This is a genomic window from Ursidibacter sp. B-7004-1 (assembly GCF_053654055.1).
Genome location: NZ_JBSIUP010000011.1, coordinates 1 through 24,130, shown reverse-complemented (window position 1 = coordinate 24,130; position 24,130 = coordinate 1). Strand labels below are relative to the sequence as shown.

The 24,130-nt window shown below is 36.8% G+C and carries 20 protein-coding genes and 4 tRNA genes; 20 read left to right on the top strand and 4 right to left on the bottom strand.

Features of this window, described 5'->3' with window-relative positions:
• Positions 1 to 92: 92 nt before the first annotated feature.
• From ACWIW0_RS05225 to hemC, 4 genes are read right to left on the bottom strand one after another with little or no spacing between them, the layout of a single operon-like run.
• Entirely contained in the window at positions 93 to 1,346 is a 1,254-nt protein-coding gene (locus ACWIW0_RS05225) for a heme biosynthesis HemY N-terminal domain-containing protein (protein ID WP_454452532.1), read from the bottom strand.
• 9 nt (positions 1,347 to 1,355) lie between these two features.
• The gene (locus ACWIW0_RS05220; RefSeq protein WP_454452483.1) at positions 1,356 to 2,834 is read right to left on the bottom strand and encodes a uroporphyrinogen-III C-methyltransferase; all 1,479 of its coding nucleotides are present in this window, start codon (positions 2,832 to 2,834) and stop codon (positions 1,356 to 1,358) included.
• 17 nt (positions 2,835 to 2,851) lie between these two features.
• Positions 2,852 to 3,610: a uroporphyrinogen-III synthase gene (locus ACWIW0_RS05215; RefSeq protein ID WP_454452482.1), complete on the bottom strand. Its 759-nt coding sequence runs from the start codon at positions 3,608 to 3,610 to the stop codon at positions 2,852 to 2,854.
• Between the two features lie 3 nt (positions 3,611 to 3,613).
• Positions 3,614 to 4,540 (bottom strand): hydroxymethylbilane synthase, encoded by a 927-nt coding sequence (hemC, locus tag ACWIW0_RS05210; RefSeq protein ID WP_454452481.1) that lies wholly within the window; start codon positions 4,538 to 4,540, stop codon positions 3,614 to 3,616.
• Positions 4,541 to 4,983: 443 nt separating this feature from the next.
• On the opposite strand from hemC, the gene ACWIW0_RS05205 reads away from it, so the two are divergent.
• The 20 genes from ACWIW0_RS05205 to pfkA all read left to right on the top strand — a co-directional run bounded on the left by ACWIW0_RS05205 (position 4,984) and on the right by pfkA (position 24,075).
• On the top strand, positions 4,984 to 6,648 hold the full coding sequence (locus ACWIW0_RS05205; protein WP_454452480.1) for a ShlB/FhaC/HecB family hemolysin secretion/activation protein: 1,665 nt from the start codon (positions 4,984 to 4,986) through the stop codon (positions 6,646 to 6,648).
• A 20-nt stretch (positions 6,649 to 6,668) separates the two neighbouring features.
• Positions 6,669 to 9,794, top strand: a complete 3,126-nt coding sequence (locus ACWIW0_RS05200; protein WP_454452479.1) for a two-partner secretion domain-containing protein — start codon at positions 6,669 to 6,671, stop codon at positions 9,792 to 9,794.
• Positions 9,795 to 10,073: 279 nt separating this feature from the next.
• Positions 10,074 to 12,689, top strand: coding sequence for a bifunctional acetaldehyde-CoA/alcohol dehydrogenase (gene adhE / locus ACWIW0_RS05195; RefSeq protein WP_454452478.1), 2,616 nt, complete (start codon positions 10,074 to 10,076; stop codon positions 12,687 to 12,689).
• 147 nt (positions 12,690 to 12,836) lie between these two features.
• On the top strand, positions 12,837 to 13,808 hold the full coding sequence (locus tag ACWIW0_RS05190) for an aminodeoxychorismate synthase component I (RefSeq protein WP_454452477.1): 972 nt from the start codon (positions 12,837 to 12,839) through the stop codon (positions 13,806 to 13,808).
• A complete protein-coding gene (locus ACWIW0_RS05185; protein ID WP_454452476.1) occupies positions 13,786 to 14,391 on the top strand; it encodes an aminotransferase class IV family protein in 606 nt (201 codons plus the stop codon). Before ACWIW0_RS05190 ends, ACWIW0_RS05185 begins: the two co-directional genes overlap by 23 nt.
• Before the next feature lie 123 nt (positions 14,392 to 14,514).
• Positions 14,515 to 15,615, top strand: a complete 1,101-nt coding sequence (gene recA / locus ACWIW0_RS05180; RefSeq protein ID WP_454452475.1) for a recombinase RecA — start codon at positions 14,515 to 14,517, stop codon at positions 15,613 to 15,615.
• 45 nt (positions 15,616 to 15,660) lie between these two features.
• Positions 15,661 to 16,131 (top strand): recombination regulator RecX, encoded by a 471-nt coding sequence (gene recX / locus ACWIW0_RS05175; RefSeq protein WP_454452474.1) that lies wholly within the window; start codon positions 15,661 to 15,663, stop codon positions 16,129 to 16,131.
• Positions 16,124 to 16,441: a N(4)-acetylcytidine aminohydrolase gene (gene yqfB / locus ACWIW0_RS05170; RefSeq protein ID WP_454452531.1), complete on the top strand. Its 318-nt coding sequence runs from the start codon at positions 16,124 to 16,126 to the stop codon at positions 16,439 to 16,441. The genes recX and yqfB overlap by 8 nt, the downstream gene beginning before the upstream one ends.
• Positions 16,428 to 16,973: a topoisomerase DNA-binding C4 zinc finger domain-containing protein gene (locus tag ACWIW0_RS05165; protein ID WP_454452473.1), complete on the top strand. Its 546-nt coding sequence runs from the start codon at positions 16,428 to 16,430 to the stop codon at positions 16,971 to 16,973. The genes yqfB and ACWIW0_RS05165 overlap by 14 nt, the downstream gene beginning before the upstream one ends.
• Complete coding sequence (locus tag ACWIW0_RS05160; RefSeq protein WP_454452472.1) at positions 16,973 to 17,527, top strand: Sua5/YciO/YrdC/YwlC family protein; 555 nt, start codon at positions 16,973 to 16,975, stop codon at positions 17,525 to 17,527. The genes ACWIW0_RS05165 and ACWIW0_RS05160 overlap by 1 nt, the downstream gene beginning before the upstream one ends.
• A 2-nt stretch (positions 17,528 to 17,529) precedes the next feature.
• On the top strand, positions 17,530 to 18,366 hold the full coding sequence (aroE, locus tag ACWIW0_RS05155; protein ID WP_454452471.1) for a shikimate dehydrogenase: 837 nt from the start codon (positions 17,530 to 17,532) through the stop codon (positions 18,364 to 18,366).
• A 146-nt stretch (positions 18,367 to 18,512) separates the two neighbouring features.
• Positions 18,513 to 18,589: transfer RNA gene (locus tag ACWIW0_RS05150), tRNA-Met, on the top strand.
• Positions 18,590 to 18,592: 3 nt separating this feature from the next.
• Positions 18,593 to 18,677, top strand: a tRNA-Leu gene (locus ACWIW0_RS05145).
• 24 nt (positions 18,678 to 18,701) lie between these two features.
• A tRNA-Gln gene (locus tag ACWIW0_RS05140) sits at positions 18,702 to 18,776 on the top strand.
• 50 nt (positions 18,777 to 18,826) lie between these two features.
• Positions 18,827 to 18,901, top strand: a tRNA-Gln gene (locus tag ACWIW0_RS05135).
• A 114-nt stretch (positions 18,902 to 19,015) separates the two neighbouring features.
• A complete protein-coding gene (ubiK, locus tag ACWIW0_RS05130; protein ID WP_157395062.1) occupies positions 19,016 to 19,273 on the top strand; it encodes a ubiquinone biosynthesis accessory factor UbiK in 258 nt (85 codons plus the stop codon).
• 28 nt (positions 19,274 to 19,301) lie between these two features.
• The gene (gene pgi / locus ACWIW0_RS05125; protein ID WP_454452470.1) at positions 19,302 to 20,942 is read left to right on the top strand and encodes a glucose-6-phosphate isomerase; all 1,641 of its coding nucleotides are present in this window, start codon (positions 19,302 to 19,304) and stop codon (positions 20,940 to 20,942) included.
• Between the two features lie 167 nt (positions 20,943 to 21,109).
• Entirely contained in the window at positions 21,110 to 21,790 is a 681-nt protein-coding gene (locus ACWIW0_RS05120) for a thermonuclease family protein (RefSeq protein WP_454452469.1), read from the top strand.
• Positions 21,787 to 22,980, top strand: a complete 1,194-nt coding sequence (locus ACWIW0_RS05115; RefSeq protein ID WP_454452468.1) for an aminotransferase class V-fold PLP-dependent enzyme — start codon at positions 21,787 to 21,789, stop codon at positions 22,978 to 22,980. Before ACWIW0_RS05120 ends, ACWIW0_RS05115 begins: the two co-directional genes overlap by 4 nt.
• A gap of 129 nt (positions 22,981 to 23,109) precedes the next feature.
• Complete coding sequence (pfkA, locus tag ACWIW0_RS05110) at positions 23,110 to 24,075, top strand: 6-phosphofructokinase (RefSeq protein WP_454447160.1); 966 nt, start codon at positions 23,110 to 23,112, stop codon at positions 24,073 to 24,075.
• The last annotated feature ends 55 nt before the right edge of the window (positions 24,076 to 24,130 follow it).

Below are 24,130 nucleotides of genomic sequence, written 5' to 3'. Positions count from 1 at the left end.
TTTTGTCTACTATGCTAATCTACCAAGAGATAAAAAGCGGACAAATTGGTAAAATGTTTTACCAATCTGCCCGCTTGTTTATATAGAAATAATTATACCTTAGGCTCTATGTTCTCTGGTAATGAAAGAACAGGTTCTTCATTCACAGAGACATTCACTTCTTTCAAATTATCTTGTCGAATACGAGCGACTAATTCTGCATCGTGCGTTTGTTCTGCGACATAGAGTGCCATAATGCGATCATTTGCAGTGCATTCATTATGTTCTAATACTTGAACAAAATAACCTTTAGCTTGAGCAAATAGCCCTTCTCTTGCATAAATATAACCTAATGCACGAGCATAATCATCTTTATAATGTTCCGCTGCTTTTGCATAACGTTTAGCAAGTACTTTTAACAATTTACTATGTTCATCAATTTGTAAACGAGTGAGTTCTTTAAAGAGCGGTTGTAACTGCTCATCTTCTGATTTCTTAACCGTTTCTAGAGCAATTTCTGCTGCTGATTGATGATCATTAGTATCTAATAAACGCTTAATCAATGCTGTTCTCAAATAGACTGAACGGCGACGATTACTTGGTTGATTATCCCACCAAGCGAGTAGCCCTTCCTGACCATCTTCATTCATTATCTCATCGAGCAATCCATCTTCTACTTGATGTTCTAAGGCTTCATACTCTTCAGCAGATAAGAAACTACGTTTACCAATGACATCTAACACATTATCTAATGCTTTATACGCTTTCGATTTTTGGTAGATTTCAATCGCTAAACGTAAAGCATCAATGTTATTTGGTGCAAGCACTAATAAGCTATCAACGGAGCTACGAGCTGCTGGTAATTTTCCTTGTTGCAATAAAATGCGAGTTCTTGCAATTTCAACAGCAATACTATTTGGTCCTGCAATTTTTGATGCTTCTAAAAGATGTTTATTAGCAGCTAAATCATCACCACGTTGTTGAGCTGCTTCAGCGGCTTTAATGAAGTTTAAAACAGGTTCATCAGAGTGCATTGCATTTTTACTGATCAATTTCTCTGCTTTTGAATAGTCGCCTTCTGTCATTTTCATCAAACCTTCTAAGGTTTGTTTTTGTGCTAATTTACGTTTGCGATTACCAAACCATTGATAAGATCCTCGGCTTAAACGGAAAAATCGAGTAACGACCCATTCTAATAAGTAAACCGTAGCCATAGAAACTGCAAAGAATACAATGAGCATTACTAAGCTCATTTCAAAAATCTTACTGCCTGTTTCAATACGAACATAACCTTGGCTACCTGCCATATAAGGTGCTAAAATCAATCCAGCCAGCACTAATAGCATTAAAAAGAGAACACGAAACATCATAACCTCCTATTGTGCATTCGCAGGTTGTTCAGCGTTATTCGCTGGTTGCTCTGTGGCTGGTTCAGCAACATTTTCTTCTGCTGTTTTTTCCACTTTCACATCTTCGACTTTCAGTTGTTCTAATGTTTTATCAGAATCAAGTTGAATTTTTTGTACTGGCTCAGGCACTTTATTTAAGGCTTGTTCTAATAAGTTTAGGCTTTGTAAACGATTAGGTGCATCAATATAAATAGACTGCTCAATTAAGTCATCAACTTCTTTTAAGAACTGTTTCACATTGGTATTCTGTACATCAAAATAACTTCTTACCCAAGTTCCTACGGCCTCTAAAGATTGTTTATACAATTCATTTTGCTGGCGTGGTACAGCTAAAATCGCAATTTGTAAACGTAAACGAATGTTTTCTCTCAAATAGATTTCTTGATTTGGTGCGATAAAGACTTTCTCATTTGCTTTATTTTTATCACTTACGCGAATAAAGTGGCTTAGGAAAGAATCTGCACTTTTCTCAATATTTTTCTGCCAATCTGCTAATGAATCGCTTACCTCGCCATTATCTTGGGAAGAAAGAGCGTCATTATCTAACATCGGCATATCATCAACATTATTTGCTAATTGTGCTAAACGTTGCATTAAATTATTTTGATCGACCTTATTTACACTTGCGATCTGTTTAAGATCGGCTTTAATCGCATCACGAATAGCCTGAACATTACTACTGGTTACTTGACTTAATACATTGTCTGCTTCAACGAGTAAATTTTTAGCGGTATCAATATCATTATCTAACACCATTTTGCGTAGGGCATTATTCAATAAGAAATCTGCATCAGATAATAACCACGCACTTGTATCTGCTTTCGGTGTTGAACCTAATTTTTGCAGTTGTAGCTGTAACCCATTGATTTGTTGAGTATAATTAGATTGCTCACGCTCTAACTGAGCAATTTTATCTAATGATTTTTGATAATCAGTAGTTAATTGAGCTAGTTGTGCTTTTTCTGCATCAAAATTAGGTAGCTCTACCGCTGTTTGTGTACTTGTTGATGGTACTTTTGCATTTCCAACCTGCTGTTTTAACGCTTCAATTTGAGCCTCAACTTCAGCAAATTTCTTATTCGCAAAGAAATGCCCTGCTCCGCCAATACCTAATGCAATCAATAAGGCTAAAACTGCAATGGCTTTACCGCCTGATTTTTGCTTTTCTTGTTTTTCTTGACTCGGTTTAACGTCTTCCACTTTAGAATCCTCTTCTACTTTTTTCTCTAACTGCTCGGAAGCGGTAACATTCTCCGTTTCTTTTGCAAAATGATCTTCTGATGTAACCGCTTGTTGTTCGACTTGTTGCTCAATCTTCTCTGAATTTTCTTGCTGTTCAGTTTGTGGTGTTTCAGAATTCGGTTCAATTTCAACCTGTTCTTCAACTTTGGCTAAATCAATCTGCTGTGCATCAGCAGCTCTTTGCTTTTTGTTCTGTTTAGACATAACTCCCACCTTTTAAATTAAGATTGATGATGTGTTAAAAGTGTTTCTAATAAAGTCATATTGTCCGCTTTCTTAGACACTATAATACGTTCTTGTTGCCACCCCAAACGCTTGGCAATGTTAGCTAACCGCTCACCCACAACAAGAATGCGACAACCAAAAAGCCACTCTTGTTCCGTTTCCAATGTTTTTTCTACTAACAGCGATAAAATTTCTGCACTGGTTGCGATAATAGTATCTACGCCAACTCGTTTTGCAAGACTAATTTTTTCCGACAAATTTTCAGCAGACTCGATACGCTGATAGCATTCCAATGTCTGTACTTTTGCACCACGATGAATAGCTTGCTCTGTAAAAAATTCACGCCCAGTATTTGCTCTTAAAATTAAGATATTTTTATCTTGTAACAGTTGCATTTCAGGTAAAGCTAACAACCCTTCGCTATTTTCAGATTGTAACGGATAACGCACCGCTTGTTCGCTCTTTGCGGAAAAATAATTAGCAGAACTTTGCCCTACCGCAAAATACATTAGATCTGATCGCCAAGCAAACCCTGTTTCATTTAATGTTTGTGTAGCAAAATCTACCGCATTCTTAGACACAGCAAAAACATAATCACCCGAATTTAATCTCCCTAATGCGGAAGGTAAAAGCGGAAGCTCTCTGCCACTCTCAACCATAAATAATGGTTGATGAATTGCAAATAGACCTTGTTCTACGAGTAATTCTGTTAATTTTTCCCCGCGTAAATCAGGGCGTGTTACTAATACATTCATCACTTAGTCTTGATAGATTTCTTGTAAAATTTTATCTGCACCTTGTGCTAGTAATTTTTCAGCAATCTCTATTCCTAGCTTTTCCGCATCTTGAATTGGTGCAGATGCAGATGCACGAATAATAGTTGAACCATCTAGGCTACCGACTAATGCTCGTAAAGTGAGCGTTTCACCTTGTAATTCCGCAAAACCACCAATCGGCACTTGGCAGCCACCTTGTAAGCGAGTATTCATTGCACGTTCTGCAGTTACACAATAAGCTGTTTGAGAATGGTTAAGAATGCTGATATAGGATAAAACACGTTCATCATTTAAGCGTGTTTCAATACCAACTGCACCTTGTCCTGCCGCAGGCAAGGATTGCTCAGTAGATATAAAACAACGAATACGCTCAGGCATTCCTAAACGAATTAACCCCGCTGATGCTAAAATAATAGCATCATACTCTCCATTATCTAACTTGCTTAAACGAGTTCCAACATTGCCACGCAGAGACTTTACCTGTAAATGTGGATAAGATGCCATTAGCTGACATTGACGGCGTAGGCTTGATGTTCCCACAATTGCCCCTGACGGTAGCTCATCTAAACTAGCATAGTGATTTGACACAAACGCATCTCGTGGATCTTCACGTTCACAAATAACAGCAAGCCCTAGTCCTTCAGGGAAAGCCATTGGAACATCTTTCATTGAATGAACAGCTAAATCGGCTCGATTTTCTAACAAGGCAAGTTCTAATTCTTTAACAAATAAACCTTTACCACCAATTTTTGCTAAAGGGGTATCAAGGATAATATCGCCTTTGGTCACCATTGTTACAAGCTCTACTGATAATTCAGGAAAATGTTGCTCCAAAGCCTGTTTAACAAAATTTGCTTGCCATAAAGCTAATGGGCTTTGGCGAGTTGCAATTCGTAAAATATCTTTCATTAGATTATGATTTTTTATGATGAAAATAGGCATATCCTACCACTATTTCACGTTTTCTGCCAAAGGTTCATAAAATCTCCAATAGAGATTTCAGACTGATGACAAACCCCAATTTGTTGTATTCAATAAACGGACGCCAGCGTGGCGTCCCTACATAACAAAATAAAATCTGTTATTTTTCAATTGGTTATAACTTTCCCTGTAGGGACGCCACGCTGGCGTCCGAATGAAAAAAGACTTTGTCAATAATCTGAAATCTCCAATAGAGATTTACTCCTTTTTTATTGTTTAAATAAAGTTTTTCTTCATTAATTATTTCTAAAAGTTATAAGTACATTAACTTAACAATATTTTTGCATTTCTCGTTATTGATAATGATTTTTTTTTTTATTAGAATTTTGGTCATTCTAATAATAAACACGACTAAAAGGAGATGAAATAAGATGTGTTTAAAGACTAAACATTCTTTATTGGCGATGGTACTCGCAAATAGTTTAGCGGTAAGTGTCTATGCAAATACTGACGCTGGATTACTTAATCAGGAACTCAATCAACGTCAGCAGGAAAAAGTAAAACCTAGCGGTTCGTTATTTGATAATAAAGTTGCGGTAACTGGAGGAAAACAGGCTAACGAAGCTGAATTCACACTGCAACATATCAAAGTAACGGACTTAGATGGGAATCTAGTATCAGAAGATCTTTCTCATCTACTGAACAATTATGTAAATAAGCCAACTACGCTTTCAGAGCTTAATCTGTTAGTACAAAAGATAACGGAATATTATCGTCAAAATAACTACCTTGTTGCGAGAGCAATTCTACCACCTCAAGATATTGAAAATGGAACCTTACTAATCAATATCATTAAAGGAAGAATCGACAATATTTCTGTTCAGAACAATAGTCGTTTATCTACAACCATTTTGAATAAAATTAGCCAAGCTAATTTGAAAAATAACGCTTATCTATATAAAAGCGATCTTGAAAAAGTCGCACTATTGCTTAACGATATTCAAGGGGTGAAACCTAATCTTGCAATTAAAGCGGGCCAAGCTAAAGGTTCAAGTGATGTGGTAATTTCCGTAGAAGATAGCAAACGTTTTAGTGGTTATTTACTATTGGATAATCAAGGGAATAAAGACACTGGACAATATCGCTTGTCTGCTGGTACACAACTCAATAATTTAATTGGCTTTGGTGATGATTTAAAACTTGATTTTCTTATCTCTGATAAAACGAACTTAAAAAGTGCTCGTTTGGATTACTCAGGCTTAATTAATGGATATGGTACAAAATTAGGTGTAAATGCTAACTACCTTGACTATAAACTGGGTGGTAACTTTAAAGACTTAAATGCACAAGGAAATTCTAGCACACTTGGAGCTTATCTATTACATCCAACCATTCGTACACCTGAATTTCGTTTAAATACAAAAATTGCCTTTAATCATCAAATATTGAAAGATGAGCAAAATGCAGTCAATGTATATCAAAAACGTAAATCTAATCTTATCAATATTTCAACTAATGGTTCTTGGCGTTCTACCAAAAATGGGATTACCTATTTCTCTCTAGGCACTGTATTTGGCAAAGTCAATGATCACACCAATGATTCTACACAAAATCAGTCCAAAACAACTGCATTTACTGTATTCCAGTATCAACTTACTCACGAGCAAGCCTTGCCAAAATCTTTTGCATTATCGCTAGGCATTAGTGGGCAAGTTGCAGATACCAATTTAGATAGCTCACAGAAAATGTTACTTGGTGGATTGTACGCTGTACGAGGATATAAATCTGGTGTAGCAAGTGTAGATAATGGGCATATTCTACAAACGGAATTAAAACATTATTTGCCTTTATTTAAAGAAAGCATTTTAACAACCTCACTCTTCTATGATTATGGTAAGGGTGAATATTATAAAAATAGCCAACATCTCGCTCCTAATGTAAAAAATGATGTAAGTATTCAAAGTGCGGGTATTGGTTTAACGCTTTCTGCAATCAATAACTATGCAATTAGTGCAACAGTGGCAAAAACATTAGGTAAAAAATTAGCAGGTAATGATAAGCATCAAGTGTGGTTATCTGTTGCGAAAACATTTTAATTTGGGAGGAAAATATAAATATGCGTAAATTTAACTTAATTAGTATTGGTATCTATACAACCTTTGCTGGTGCATTTGCTTATGCAAACGCTTTACCTACAGGTGAAAAGATCACTTATGGTGAAGCAAGAATAGAAACTGTAGATAATGCAATGACAATTAATCAAAGCTCCGATGTAGTTAGTATTGATTGGAATAGCTTTAATATTGGTGCTCAAAATAGTGTTGAATTTAAACAACCAACGTCATTATCTATTGCTCACAACCGTGTAACAGGTGGGAATGCGAGTGAAATACAAGGTAAGCTAACTGCGAATGGACGAGTATTTTTATCTAACCCAAATGGCGTAATCTTTTCTAAAACCGCTGAAGTGAATGTAGGGGCATTGTTGGCGACAACAAAAGAGCTAGAGAACACACAAAAGAATCTTGAACAAAAGAACTTCCGTTTTATTCGTAAAACAGCAGAAGAAGGGGAAGTAAAAAACCAAGGTAAAATCACCGCTAATGGGCAAAATGGGTTTATTGCCTTGGTTGGTGATAAGGTTAAAAATGAAGGGGAATTAAAAGGAAAGAATTTTTATCAAACAAAAACCGAAAGGAAACGTGTGTGTAGTGGGGGAGAACGCTACGCTTATTACTGCGATCAAGGATGGTATAATATGGTTTGGGAAACGAGAGATGTTACCGAAACAGTTTCAACCCCATCTCAAGTTATTTTAGCCTCAGGAGACAGTTTCACTCTATCATTATCAAATGATAAAGCAACATCTATTAATGTTGAATTGGATAATAATACATTAGCTAATATTGTCGAGAATAACGGTGCAGTTATTGCAGAAAATGGCTATATTGAACTAACGTCACAAGGTCAAGAAAAAGCATTAGACTCTGTTGTGAATAATAATGGGATTCTACACGCAACCACAGCAAATGTCAGGGGCGATGGTAAAATAACATTAAGTGCGGAGACAATTAAATTAGGTGAAAAAAGTAATATTGAAGCTGAAAAAGAATTAGCTTTTACGTCCCCACACCGTAGCAAAGAAGTTAAAATAACCTCAAATAAAGGTTCTAAAATTCTAGCTGCAGAAACTAATATTAAAATAAATAAATTAGATTTTTCAGGAGAATTTGAAAGAGCAGTATCATCTAATTTTTATTCTCCTGATTTAGAAAAACAACGTAATACGTTTAACGTGGATCTTAATGGCAAAATCACAATAGATGATGAGAAAAAATTAGATAATACTGAAAACTTTATTAGTAATAGTGCATTAGCATCAATGTTAGGCAATAGTGGTAAAGTAATATTAAATTCTAAACCATTTAATGATCCTCAAACAAACAAACTCAACTATGGTGGTTTTAAATGGTCTGGTAATTTGAAAGTAAATTCTTTTAGAGATAGTGATGCATTGTTATCTCTCGTAACAAGCAATGGTATTGATATTGAAAATGCCAATATTCAAGCTGAAAAAGGAAGATTGAGAATTATTACTCAATTACAGGATTATGAAGATAGAAAATTCCCTGAAACAGTTAAACCAGACGTAAATATTACAAATTCTACGTTAAATTTGGGTAATGGTGCTATTGGTATTGGGCGGTCTGGTAATCCTCGAGATTATCATCAAAGCTATCAATTTGTTGAAACAGAGGCTCGTAGTTACTTTAATGTGAATCTAGATAAGGTTCAATTAAAGAATATTGACGATTTTGTTATTGCAGGTGGTATGGGAAATGTAAACTTCAATAACGTTTCTCACACTGGGCGAGCTAATTTCTATATTCACGGCGGTAATAGTCGAGTTTACGGTAATAATGCTCCAGGTTGGGAATATGCAATTAAAGATTTAGAGGAGCGTGTTCAACGTTCTGAAAAAAATCACAATTGCGAAAGATGTCGCCGTTGGGGTTATTCAACAGAATTAGACTATACCTATATTCCTCGTGAGTTTTTAGACACTTATGATAGTTGGGTTGTTGCAGAAAACCGCCAACATTTAGATACAAACATCAATATGACTAATACTAATCTTAATATTAAAGATGGTTTCTTGCACTTAATGGCAAAAAATATCAACTTAAAAGATAGTAATATCAATATTGAGTTTGATCGTGATTTAACCCACGATCCATTCCACGGTAAGATCCATAAATTAGGATTAAATGGTAACACAGTCCTTGATAATACCCATATCAGCGTAAAAGGAGCAGAGAAAGCAGGCGTATCTCCAGATAAAGAATTTGGAATCGCGAGTTTCTTCTCTATTGGCGATATGACTGGTAAAAATAAAAGTTCTATTTTCGTGAAATCTAACGATGGATATACGGTTAGAACTAACGGTGCTGCAACTTGGAAAGGAGAAAATGGTAAAGACGATCTAGATATTAAAATTCTTAATCTAGGTATTGCTTATGATCCGAAGAAATATGAAAACAAGCCATTTGATATTACTGCTCCTTACCCTGAATTAGGTAATGTAGGTTTAAGTATGGCAGCTACACCAGCAGCAGTTAAACTTGAAAACTTAACGCTGAAAATTGTCGCTCCAAATGGTGCTCCAGCTTATCACAGTTCTGAAAAGTTGAAGTTTGAGACTGAAAATGCTGATTTTTCTTACTTCGAACGCTCAAGAACACAAAAGCAGAATGAGGCAACGATTGTCGGTGATACAACTAAATTAGAGTTTACCGAAGAAGAATTAACTCGTGAACTCAATGCGTTAAATGGTGTGCCAGAGCCAGTTCCAGCAGAAGAAATTGTTACTGAAACTGCCCCTGCTATAAATGATACGGTTGAGCACACTACGGATAATGAAAATGTAGCTCCTGAAAATAATGTTGTGCCTGAAAATAATGTTGTTGAAACAAACAGTGTGGTAAGTCCGTCAGCTATCACAGATGTTGCTTCTCACTCATTTGAAAAAGCAAATGAAGCACAAGAAAAATCAAAAAGAGCCACTGAAGAAAGTAATATTATTCGGAATAGTTCTTTAGATATAGGAGCTTCACTCATTCATACCTTATCAATAGAAAAAGAAGTTAATATTAATGTTTGCTCAGAGGGAGAAGAGTGTAAAGAAATCAACTTAGGTGATAAACACTCAGATGTACGTGTTAATGTTGGAGAAGTTAAATAACTCCTCTTGATTAACAGGTAGTTGCATATCTTAATAAAGCAGATACGCTCAGTAATGTCGTATCTGCTTTTTTGCAAAAAATAATAAGTATCCCACCGCTTACTACAACGATCTTCCCTGTTAATAATTTGTTGATGATATTTTTCATTGTTGATAATAATTCTCAAAAACTTGATGTAGATCACAAAACCAGCATAATTAGCGTAAATTTTGCGGTAATTACACTCCATATGAGTAATAATTTCATCAGTTAAAATTATTATTTAGAGGAAAATGACTATGGTTAGTAATGCAAAATCTGCACAACCTTATGATGCACAACTTGAAGTCAATGAGCTTGTTGAGCGTGGTCTGAAAGCATTAGATGCATTCCGTCAGCTTGATCAAGAACAAGTGGATTATATTGTGGCAAAAGCATCTGTCGCCGCACTTGATAAACACGGTGCTTTAGCCCTTCACGCAGTTGAAGAAACTGGACGAGGGGTATTTGAAGACAAAGCCACAAAAAATCTATTTGCTTGTGAATATGTCGTCAATAATATGCGGAATCTCAAAACCGTTGGGATAATCAGTGAAGACGATGTAACAGGTATCACTGAGATTGCCGACCCCGTAGGCGTTGTTTGCGGTATCACACCAACCACTAACCCAACTTCCACCACCATCTTCAAAGCACTTATCGCTCTCAAAACTCGTAACCCAATCATCTTTGCCTTCCACCCTTCAGCTCAACAATGCTCTGCTCACGCAGCACAAATTGTTTATGATGCTGCCGTTGCTGCTGGTGCACCTAAAGACTGTGTACAATGGATAAAAACACCATCAATGGAAGGGACTTCATTGCTAATGAAACATAAAGGCATTGCAACAATCCTTGCCACTGGCGGTAATGCAATGGTTGAAGCTGCTTACTCCTGCGGAAAACCTGCTCTAGGCGTTGGAGCAGGAAATGTGCCTGCTTATGTGGAAAAAACAGCCGATTTGAAACAAGCGGTATATGACATTGTGATGTCAAAATCTTTTGATAACGGAATGATTTGTGCTTCAGAACAAGCAGCGATTGTTGATAAAGAAATCTACAATGATTTTGTGAAAGAAATGCAATCCTACGGCGTTTATCTTGTAAATAAAAAAGAAAAAGCCTTACTTGAAAAATTTATTTTCGGAGTTGATAAAGCCGATAAAACAAGTTGCTCTGGTGCGAAACTAAATGCGGCGGTAGTCGGTAAACCAGCGGTTTGGATTGCAGAACAAGCGGGCTTTTCCGTTCCGAAAAATACCAATATTTTACTCGCTGAATGTAAAGAAGTTGGCGAAAGCGAACCGCTTACTCGTGAAAAATTATCGCCTGTTTTAGCCTTACTCACATCTCATTCTACTGAAGAAGGCATTACGCTCGCCGAGCAAATGGTGAATTTCCACGGTTTAGGGCACTCTGCGGCGATTCACACCAAAGATGCTCAATTAGCGAAAACCTTTGGCGAACGAGTTAAAGCTATTCGTGTTATTTGGAACTCGCCATCAACCTTTGGTGGAATAGGCGATGTATATAACTCATTCTTACCTTCTTTAACATTAGGCTGTGGCTCTTATGGTAAAAATTCCGTTGGCAATAACGTCAGTGCGGTCAATTTATTAAACATTAAACGTGTCGGCAGACGGAGAAATAATATGCAATGGTTTAAAGTCCCTTCAAAAATCTACTTTGAACGTGATTCCATTCAATATTTAAAATCAATGAAAGATGTTGAACGTGTGATGATCGTAACAGACAGATCAATGGTCGATCTCGGCTTTGTAGAAAAAATTGCCGAACAACTTCGTTTACGCAAAAATAAAGTTACCTACCAACTGTTTGCTGATGTTGAACCCGATCCAAGCATTGAAACCGTTCGCCGTGGTACTGAACTAATGCGTAGTTTCCAACCTGACACAATCATTGCATTAGGTGGCGGTTCGCCAATGGACGCAGCGAAAGTAATGTGGTTATTCTATGAACAGCCTGAAGTAGATTTCCGCGATCTTGTACAGAAATTTATGGATATCCGCAAACGTGCCTTCAAATTCCCACAATTAGGGCGTAAAGCAAAATTTGTCGGAATTCCAACCACATCAGGCACTGGCTCTGAAGTAACGCCATTTGCGGTAATCACTGAGGGAAATAAAAAATACCCGATTGCTGATTACTCGCTAACACCAACGATTGCGATTGTTGATCCCGCTTTAGTGATGACTGTTCCTGCTCATATCGCCGCAGATACAGGCTTAGACGTACTTACTCACGCAACGGAAGCCTACGTTTCGACTGTTGCTAACGACTATACAGACGGGTTAGCCCTCCAAGCCATTAAATTAGTCTTCCAATTCTTAGAAAAATCGGTAAAAGAAGCTGATCCAGAAGCTCGTGAGCGTATGCATAACGCATCTACTATTGCAGGAATGGCATTTGCAAACGCATTCTTAGGTATCAATCACTCAATGGCACATAAATTAGGCGGACGTTTCCATACTGTTCACGGTAGAACTAACGCGATCTTAATGCCACACGTTATCCGCTATAACGGTACACGTCCAACTAAAGTGGCAACTTGGCCGAAATACAACCACTACAAAGCAGATGAGAAATATCAAGATATTGCCAGAATGCTTGGACTACCTGCATCAACGCCAGCTGAAGGGGTAGAATCTTATGCTAAAGCGGTACACGATCTTGCAGTTCGCTGTGGAATTAAAATGTCGTTGCGTGAGCAAGGCGTAGAAGAGCAAGCATTCTTAGCTGCTCGAAAAGAGCTTGCATTGCTCGCCTTTGAAGATCAATGTACCCCTGCTAACCCACGTCTAGCAATGGTTGAAGATATGGAAGAAATTTTAACTAAAGCGTATTACGGACAATAAACTATATATATCAATTAGTTACATTTATTGGTGGAATTAAATAAAATGGCGATTGCTTTGAGGTGATCGCCATTTATTCATAGTATAGCTCTCTCCTATTTAAAAAGTTGCTATAATGTACCAACCATAAAATTTAATGAAAGAACGATGCAACACTTTATCCAAACCGCTAATCATTTTGGTAAAAACAGAATACCATTTTTCTTTTTGATCGATTTTGAGCAAAAAAAACCGCTTATCTACCCGCTTGATCAAGCAATGTCTGAAGGTATTTGGTTCGATTTTGGACAAATAGTAAATAAGCCTACTTTACCAACTACTTCTAAAACTTTTGAATTAGCTACTTTGCCGATCGATTTTCAACAATATCAATCCGCCTTTGAATTAGTTCAGAAAGAAATTCAAGCGGGTAATAGTTATTTGTTAAATTTAACCGTACCGACAGAAATAAACACAAATTATCAGTTAGATGAAATCTATTTAAATAGCCAAGCAAAATATAAATTACGTTTAAAAGATCAATTTGTCTGTTTTTCCCCTGAGTGTTTTATTCGTATTCAACAAAATAAAATTTATTCTTATCCAATGAAAGGCACTATCAATGCAAACGAAAATAATGCTAAAGATAAATTAATAAACTCACAAAAAGAGTTTACTGAACATAATACCATTGTTGATTTAATTAGAAATGATCTTGCTTTAGTCGCTAAATATATCCAAGTAACAAAATATCGATATATAGATAAAGTAGAAACACATCGTGGATCAATATATCAAACTAGTTCTGAAATTTGCGGAGAATTAGAACATAACTGGCAAAATAGAGTAGGAACAATATTAGCCACCTTATTACCAGCAGGCTCAATTAGTGGTGCTCCAAAACTAAAAACTGTTGAAATTATTCAACAAGCAGAGCAACAAGAACGAGGATACTATACAGGCATATTTGGCTATTTTGACGGTGAGAACTTAGATAGTGCAGTTGCTATTCGTTATATCGAACAGCAAGGAAATAAACTTATTTTTCGCAGTGGTGGGGGGATTACTGCATTAAGTCAGTTAGATGAAGAATATAATGAAATTTTAGAGAAAGTTTATGTGCCAATATCCACTCTTTGAAACACTAGCTGTTATAAACGGCGAGTTTCATCATTTATATTATCATCAGCAGCGTGTTAATAATGCTTTTTTGCATTATTTTCAATCTGAATGTAATTTAAATTTATCGAATATATCTATTCCAAATGCGTTTAGACAAGGCTTTTTTCGTTGCAGAATAGATTATAATCAACACAATTATGAGATAAATTTTTATCCTTATACGCCAAAGAAAATCACACAATTTAAACTGGTTTATACACAAAATTTAGACTATCAATTTAAATATAGTGATCGCAAGCGGTTAGATTTACTCAAAAATCAGCAAAATGGTGATGAAATCATTATTATCAATAATGGGTTGGTTAGTGATTGTACTATTGGTAATTTACTCTTTTTAAAAAAGAATAAATGGTATAGCTCTCATAACTATTTATTAAAAGGAACGCAATTAAGTTATTTATTAGATATAGACAAAGTAAAGCTAACCCAAATCACCACAGATGATATTTGGGCTTATGAAAAAATAATGATGGTTAATGCCTTAAATCCCTTTGATTTAGAAAGGGCAATTACCATCAATTCATCAACCATCTTAAAGTAGTTTTACGATCGAGATCGAAAAATTTCTAAAAAAGACTTGAAACTGTATATTCAAACAGTATAATGCACGCAAATTTTGGCAGATAGCCGTTATACCCATTTTGAATGATAAAGGAATCCAACTATGGCAGAGAAAAAATCAACACCCGCAGTCGTAAAGCACACAGAACCAGAAAGTAAAGAAAAAGCACTAGCTGCAGCCCTTGCTCAAATTGAGAAACAATTTGGTAAAGGCTCAATTATGAAATTAGGTGATACACAACAACTTGATATTGAATCCGTTTCAACAGGCTCAATAGGACTTGATCTTGCGTTAGGGATTGGTGGTTTACCTATGGGGCGTATTGTTGAAATTTTCGGGCCTGAATCTTCGGGTAAAACAACGCTCACGCTATCTTTAATTGCACAAGCACAAAAAACAGGGAAAACCTGTGCTTTTATTGATGCCGAACACGCACTCGATCCCGTTTATGCAAGAAAATTAGGTGTAGAAACAGATAAACTACTCATTTCGCAGCCAGATAATGGTGAACAAGCCCTTGAAATTTGCGATGCTTTAGTACGCTCTGGTGCTGTTGATGTCATCATCGTGGACTCTGTTGCGGCTTTAACTCCTAAAGCAGAAATTGAAGGTGAAATGGGTGATTCTCATATGGGCTTACAGGCTCGCTTGATGTCTCAAGCATTAAGAAAATTAACTGGTAATATCAAAACAACTAACTGCTTAGTGGTGTTTATTAACCAAATTCGTATGAAAATTGGCGTAATGTTTGGTAACCCAGAAACAACAACGGGTGGTAATGCGTTAAAATTCTATGCTTCTGTTCGCCTAGACATTCGCCGTTCAGGTGTTGTAAAAGATGGAGAAGAAATTTTAGGCAGCGAAACAAAAGTAAAAGTAGTGAAGAATAAAGTTGCTCCGCCATTCCGAGTGGCTGAATTTGATATTATGTATGGTGAAGGTATTTCAAAAGTAGGGGAGATTCTCAATCTTGCAGTTGCCCACGATCTTATTAAGAAATCAGGTGCTTGGTTCTCTTATGAAGGTGAAAAAATTGGTCAAGGTAAGAATAATGCGATCAAATGGCTAAAAGAAAACACTGAACAAGCTGAGAAAATTGAACAAAGCATTCGTGAATTACTCATTTCTAACCCAGATAAAGCACTTGCACCAGTAGCAGAGAGTGATGATAACTCAGAAGATCAATTTGAAGAAGAGCTTTAAATCACACTCAAAATGCGGTTTATTTAAACCGCATTTTTGTTAGCTATGCGAATTAAATCTGAAACTATGGCAAAAATAAAATCTACGCCTATCCAATATCTCGTTTATCTGCTTTCAAAACGAGATTATAGCGAAGCAGAACTTCGCCAAAAACTTATACTAAAAGAATTTGAAACAGAAGAAATAGATGATGCAATCAGCCAAGTGCAAGAAAAAAATTGGCAAAGCGATGAACGTTTTTGTTCTCATTTTATTCGTTATCGTTCACAACAAGGTTATGGGCCTAATCGTCTAAAATTCGAGCTAAAACAAAAAGGAATTAAAGATTGGCTAATTAGCCAAGAACTTGAAAATTGCGAAGTCGATTGGTTTGAACAAGCTGAAATACTTTTTAATAAGAAACGTCCTATAAGTTGGGATATCAAAGCAAAACAGAAAATCTGGCGATATATGTTAAGTCGTGGATTTAATAATGACCATTTTAGTCATTTAATGGAATTAGATTATGATGAATAAAATTACATTCTTTAGCCGTTTTGAAACCGATATTGTTGCAGGAAGAAAAACAATTACTATACGGGATAAAAGTGAATCATATTTCTTACCAAATCAACAGCTTAACGTTTTTACTCTTGAAACTGACCGTTTATTTGCAAAAATCTGTGTAAAATCAGTAACACCAATTACTTTTGAAGATCTTAATGATTTACACGCAAAGCAAGAAAATATGTCATTAGATGAGTTAAAGGATATAATTCGTACTATTTACCCAAATGAAGATCATTTTTTTGTTATTGAATTTGAATTGATTGATGAGCCTCTTTAAATCAACTAAGCAAACAGAATATTGCCCACAATGCCACTCTGCATTACAAATTAAGCGGGGAAAACAAGGGCTATTTTTAGGGTGTAGTGCCTATCCTGAATGTGATTATTTAAAACCATTACAACAACATAATCACGTCATTAAGGAACTAACCGAAATTTGCCCTGAATGTGGTGCTTTATTACAGCTAAAGCAAGGGAATTTTGGGATTTTTATTGGTTGTAGCCAATATCCTGAATGTCATTTTACCGTCCACGATGAAGCAGAAACCCAAGACAATATTGTATGCCCTGAATGTAAAACGCATCAGCTAGTTGAACGTGTTGGGCGTTCAGGAAAGCATTTTTACGGCTGTTCCAATTATCCGTATTGTAAATTTACATTAGCCAGTAAACCAACAGAAATAGCTTGCCCAAAATGTCATTATCCCTTAGCTATTCAGAAAAAAATACGGGGCAAATTTATATGGCAATGTGCTAACCGAACTTGCCAGCATTTACACGAACAAGAGAGTAACCAAGAAAAAGCATAATGTATTCATTCCATTCAATTATTGAGCAATTAAAACAAGAGCAAGTGATAGCTTACCCAACTGAAGCCGTATTTGGATTAGGGTGTAACCCACAAAGTGAAATTGCAGTCAGAAAATTATTAGCATTAAAGCAACGTCCTGAAGAAAAAGGGCTGATTTTAGTTGCCCCTCATAAAGATTTTTTCTTACCTTATATTGATGAAAGTAAATTGTCTTCTATTGAATGGCAACGCTTTGAGCAAAAAACAGAAAAGGCGATTACGTGGATTATGCCAGCTAAATCTTCCGTTCCACGCTATTTAACTGGAGCATTTGACACAATTGCCTTACGTTTATGCCAAGTACCTGCCGTAGTTGAACTGTGTAACAGCGTTGGTTTTGCCTTAACCTCTACAAGTGCCAATTTAACCACTTTACCGCCTTGTAGAACGGCGGAAGAAGTTCGTTTACAATTTGGTAATGATTTCCCTGTGTTAGATTGGCAAACTGCAGGTAATTCAAATCCGTCCGAAATTCGAGATATTTTCACGCAACATATTTTTAGACAAGGCTAACTATGAACCAATATGCAGTATGGGGTAATCCAATCGCCCAAAGTAAATCTCCGCGTATTCATCAACTATTTGCAGAGCAAACTCAAAAAAAACTACACTATTCAGCAAAACTAGGCGATGAACAAAATTTTGAAATAGAGATAAAGCAGTTTTTTGCAGAGGGGGCAAAGGGAGCGAATGTTACCGCACCATTTAAAGAAAGAGCTTTTGCACTTGCTGATGTACATAGTGAAGCTTGTTTGCAAGCAGAGGCTTGTAATACCCTAAAGCGTTTAGAAGATGGCCGCCTATATGCCGATAATACTGATGGCTTAGGCTTAGTGAGTGACCTTAAACGTTTAGGTTGGCTAAAACCGAATCAACATATTTTGATCTTAGGTGCGGGTGGTGCAACCAAGGGAGTGTTATACCCACTCTTACAAGCTAAACAGCAAATCACGCTTTATAACCGTACGCCTGAAAAAGCGGTTAGTTTGGCTGAAAAATTTGCAAAATTTGGGAAAATTCGAACCGCTTATTTAGATGAGATTGCAGATCAAACTTTTGATCTAATTATCAACGCCACATCATTAGGCTTACAAGGTAAATATGTTGAATTACCTCGTCACCTGATGACACAAGCAAATATTTACGATATGCAATATGCTGTAGAAATGAATACGCCATTTCTAAAATATGCTCGATCTCAAGGTGCGAAATCAGTACAAGATGGTCTTGGAATGTTAGTGGGGCAAGCAAGTTATGCTTTTCAACTATGGGAAGGTATATTACCTAATGTAGAGCCCGTTTTGGAAAAATTACAACAAGAAATGAAGAGTAATTTAGCTAACCCATTATAAAATAACCTTTTTGTTGTTTTTTTTATCAAATTGCCGAATCTCTATGCAAATAATCCGAAAAAAATAATTTTTCTAAAAAAGTATTTGACGAGTAAGGACTAAATCAGCATAATACGCCCCGCAAAGCCGATATGGCAACGCAAGATGGCTACATAGCTCAGCTGGTTAGAGCACAACACTCATAATGTTGGGGTCGCAAGTTCGAATCTCGCTGTAGCCACCATTTGCGGGACTGGCGAAATTGGTAGACGCACCAGATTTAGGTTCTGGCGCCGAGAGGTGTGTGGGTTCAAGTCCCTCGTCCCGCACCATTATGGCTTGCAAAATAAAACGACTGGAGTATCGCCAAGCGGTAAGGCACTGGGTTTTGATCCCAGCATTCCTAGGTTCGAATCCTAGTACTCCAGCCATCTTATTTTTAACTATTCATAATAACTAACTTAGGTTAGTTTTTTTATTTTGGAGTATCGCCAAGCGGTAAGGCACTGGGTTTTGATCCCAGCATTCCTAGGTTCGAATCCTAGTACTCCAGCCATTCTCTTTATCCTTGATTTATCTCACTTTATAGCATAATTTTCAGATTATCTGCTTTAGTTATCCGCTAAAATTATTTAAAATTACGCTCTATTTTATTCAAGAGATACACAATATGCTTAATCCAAAAAATTTAGAATCTATCGCTCAGCAATTACACAATGTATTACCACAAGGGCTAAAAAATGTAGGTAACGATCTAGAAGAAAAATTCAAACAAATCTTACAAGCCCAACTTGCCAAATTAGATGTTGTAACTCGTGAAGAATTTGATGTGCAATCCCAAGTTCTACTCCGCACTCGTGAAAAATTAAATGAACTAGAAAAACGCTTAGATGCACTTAACGAGCAACAATCAACCTCTCAGAACTAATTTTAAACTTAGCTTAAAGGACATTAATATGCAAAAAATTAATCCAACTCAAACTTTTGCGTGGAATGCGTTAGAGCAACATAAAAATGAGAATCTGACAATTACACAGCTTTTTGCCGAAGATCCAGAGCGTTTTAAACATTATTCTCTGCGTTTTGAAGATCAAATTTTGGTAGATTTTTCTAAAAATGCCATTAACCAACAAACTCTCTCATTGTTACGCCAACTAGCTGATGAATGCGGATTAAAATCAGCAACCTATGCAATGTTTAATGGCGAAAAAATCAATCGTACGGAAAATCGTGCAGTACTTCATACCGCACTTCGTAATCGTTCAAATACCCCAGTTGAAGTCGATGGAAAAGATGTAATGCCTGAAGTCAATGCGGTATTGGCTAAAATGAAAGATTTTTGTGAGCGAGTTATTTCAGGTGAATGGAAAGGCTATACAGGTAAGGCGATTACCGATGTAATCAATATTGGTATCGGCGGGTCGGATTTAGGGCCTTATATGGTTACCGAAGCATTACGCCCTTATAAAAGCCATCTTAATATGCACTTTGTCTCTAATGTTGATGGTACTCATATTGCTGAAACTTTACTCAAAGTGAATCCTGAAACAACCTTAATTTTAGTTGCATCAAAGACCTTTACAACTCAAGAAACGATGACGAATGCTCACTCAGCTCGTGATTGGTTATTAGCATCAGCTAAAGATGAATCTGCCGTTGCAAAACACTTTGTTGCTCTTTCAACGAATGCGAAAGAAGTTGCTAACTTTGGGATCGATACAGCCAATATGTTTGAATTTTGGGATTGGGTAGGCGGACGTTACTCACTTTGGTCTGCTATCGGATTATCAATTGCTCTTTCTCTCGGTTTTGAACATTTTGAGCAACTATTAGCAGGTGCTCACGCAATGGATAAACATTTTCTAAATACCCCTATTGAGCAAAATATTCCGACAACTTTAGCATTAGTTGGTATTTGGAATAGCAATTTCTTAGGGGCAGAATCAGAAGCTATTTTACCTTATGACCAATATATGCACCGTTTTGCAGCTTATTTCCAACAAGGCAATATGGAATCTAACGGTAAATTTGTAGGTCGAGATGGTAAAGCAGTAACCCATCAAACAGGCCCTATTATTTGGGGTGAGCCTGGCACTAATGGACAACACGCGTTTTATCAACTTATTCATCAAGGTACTAAATTGATCCCTTGTGATTTTATCGCCCCTGCTCAAAGTCATAATCCATTAGCAGATCATCATACAAAATTATTGTCAAATTTCTTTGCTCAAACAGAAGCTCTCGCTTTTGGTAAGTCAAAAGAAGTGGTGGAACAAGAGTTTTTACAAGCGGGTAAATCGCTAGAAGAAGTTGCAGAAATCGTGCCATTTAAGGTATTCACAGGAAATAAACCTACTAACTCAATTTTAGTTCAGAAAATCACGCCATTTACTTTAGGGGCATTGATTGCAATGTATGAACATAAAATCTTTGTACAAGGCGTTATTTTCAATATTTATAGCTTTGACCAATGGGGTGTAGAGTTAGGCAAACAACTGGCTAACCGCATTCTACCAGAGCTAGAAAACAGTGAAGAAATTACTAGCCACGATAGCTCAACTAACGGTTTAATTAACCAGTTTAAAGCGTGGCGATAATTTTCTTAGATCACTAATAAAGACACGATATTTTGTCTCAAGCTACTGACAACGTTAAAATAACATAAAATTTGTAGGGTGGGTTTTATCCCACCATATTTACAATTCATAAGTTACGAAATGGTGGGCTAAAGCCCACCTTACTAATTTTTATCCCCGATAAGTGAATGAAAAAATACTTCCTCGTTCTATTTAGTTTACTCGTTTTCACGCCTATTGCTTTTTCTGCTGAACGCCAAATTCAGTGTAAAGTTGTAGGAATTAGTGATGGCGACACATTAGCCTGCTTACTGGAGAGAACACCACTTAAAATTCGCCTACAGCACATTGATGCGCCAGAATCCGCCCAAGCATTTGGTAATAGGGCTAAACAGGCACTAGCTAACTTAACCTTTAAAAAGAATGTAACTATTCATATTTCAGGTTATGATAAATATCAACGCTTATTAGGTGTAGTTTATGATGATAAACGAAATATCAACCTCACCTTAGTTGAAATGGGAATGGCGTGGGCATATCGCCAAACACAGCCGATTTACCAACAAGCTCAACAACGGGCACAAACAAATAAAATTGGTTTATGGCGAGATCCTAGCCCTATCAACCCAGCAGATTGGCGAGCAAGTAAGCGGTCAGATACCACACCAAATTTGCAAAATAGACCGAGCAGCTCACCGCTTGGGATAGTTGATTGTAGTAAACAATTAAGTTGTAAAGAGATGGAAAGGCGTGGTTTTAGCTACGCTCAAGTACAACAACATTTCCAACAATGCGGCTGGAAAGAGAGAGATGGCAATAAAGATGGTATCCCTTGTAATCGACTTTATCGTAAGGCACAACAACGATGATAAATACACAATTTCGCCAACAATTCCCTTATTTCAAACAAAAAGACAACTGGACTTATTTAGACTCTGCTGCCACAACCTTAAAACCACAGATACTGATTGATGAAACTTGTCAATTTTATCAATCAGCAGGCTCTGTTCACCGTAGCCAATATGATTTGGCTCAAACTCAAGCCTATGAAAAAGCTAGAGATTTAGTCGCTAAACGTTTTAATGTAGCTACCCGAGATGCTGTGATTTGGACAAGTGGCACAACTCACGCTATTAACATTATTGCTAACGGACTTTCTGAACAAATTCAAACCAATGATGAAATCATTATTACCATTGCAGAACATCACGCCAATTTTGTACCTTGGCAACAATTAGCAGAACGTAAACAAGCCAAATTAGTAGTACTACCGCTAAATGAAAATTATCAATTAGAACCAACCGCTTTACAAAATGCCCTTTCGAAACGAACTAAAATTGTCGCACTCAATTTAGTTTCAAATGTAACGGGTATTCGCCAGCCTGTTGAAGATTTGATTCCAATTATTCGCCAATATACAGAAGCCAAAGTTATTCTTGATATAGCACAAGCAGTCTGTTCTGAACAGGTTGATGTGCAAAAATTAGATGCCGATTTTTACGCTTTCTCCGCTCATAAAATGTATGGTCCAACAGGAGTTGGAGTATTAATGGGAAAATTGCAAAGTTTAGCCGAAATCCAACCGCTTATTTTTGGTGGCAAAATGCTCCAAAATGTGACAGAGCAACAGCTCACTTTAGCCGAATTGCCTTATTGCCTAGAAGCAGGAACGCCAAATATTGCAGGCATTATCGGCTTTGGAAAAATTCTTGAGTGGCTAGAAAAATGGGATTTTCAGCAACTTAATCAAGGCTTATATCTGCTTGCAGAACAGATGCGTAAGCGGTTAGAAAGTTACCCTAATATACAAATTCTAGGCAATGCAATTAGCCCAACGATTAGTTTTACTTTTAGTAATCAGCATCACGCAGATCTCGCAACAATTCTAGCCGAGCAAAAAATAGCATTACGCAGTGGTGAGCATTGTGCCAAGCCTTATTTACGCTATTTATCACAAACAGGGACTTTACGCATATCCCTAGCTCACTACAATGATCCCGATGATATTAACCAATTTTTTAATGCCCTAGATACTACATTGGCTATTTTGCAAGATTAAGGTTAATCAGATCAAAAAATCATAGATTTTATGAATTTCTGCTAGAACGAAAAAGCGGAATAAGGTAATCTTCGCAACAGTTTTGATTTATTTTATAAGTTTAATTATTTTATTGATAAGGTGATTTTTATGATTAAAAAAATTGCAGTTTTAACTAGTGGTGGTGATGCACCTGGTATGAATGCCGCTATTCGTGGTGTAGTTCGTGCTGCATTAAGCGAAGGCTTAGAAGTATATGGTATTCAAGATGGCTATTATGGTCTATATCACGATAAAGTGATTAAACTAGAACGCCGTTCTGTATCTGAGGTAATCAATCGTGGTGGTACATTTTTAGGTTCAGCTCGTTTCCCTCAATTTAGAGATCCTGAAGTACGTAAAAAAGCAGTAGAAACCTTAAAAAAATATGAAATTGATGCATTAGTCGTGATCGGCGGTGACGGCTCTTATATGGGGGCAAAATTACTCACTGAAGAATACGGCATTGCCTGTATCGGTTTACCAGGTACAATTGATAATGATATTGTAGGAACAGACTATACAATTGGTTTCCAAACAGCATTAGAAACAGCCCTAGAAGCAATTGACCGCTTGCGTGATACATCAACATCTCACCAACGTATCTCAATTGTTGAAATTATGGGACGCCACTGTGGTGACTTAACCATCAATGCCGCTTTAGCAGGTGGTTGTGAATATATCATCGTACCAGAAAAAGGCTTAGATAAAGAATCACTAATGCGTAATATCGGTCAAGGTTTTGCAAAAGGAAAACGCCACGCCATTATTGCAATTACAGAAATGATGACAAATGTTCACGAACTTGCAAGAGAAATTGAAGAACGCTTTGGACACGAAACTCGAGCAACCGTATTAGGACATATTCAACGTGGTGGTGCCCCTTGTGCTTTCGACCGCATCTTAGCATCTCGTATGGGCGTATATGCTGTTGAGTTATTACTTCAAGGTTACGGCGGGCGTTGTGTAGGCATTCAAAACGAAAAACTCGTTCACCACGACATTATTGATGCAATTACCAATATGCGTCGTCCATTTAAAGAAGAACTATTTGAAACATCAAGAAAGTTATTCTAAGTATCTCAAGTAGCAAAAACGCAGGAAATTTCCTGCGTTTTTTTAGCTCTGCTGA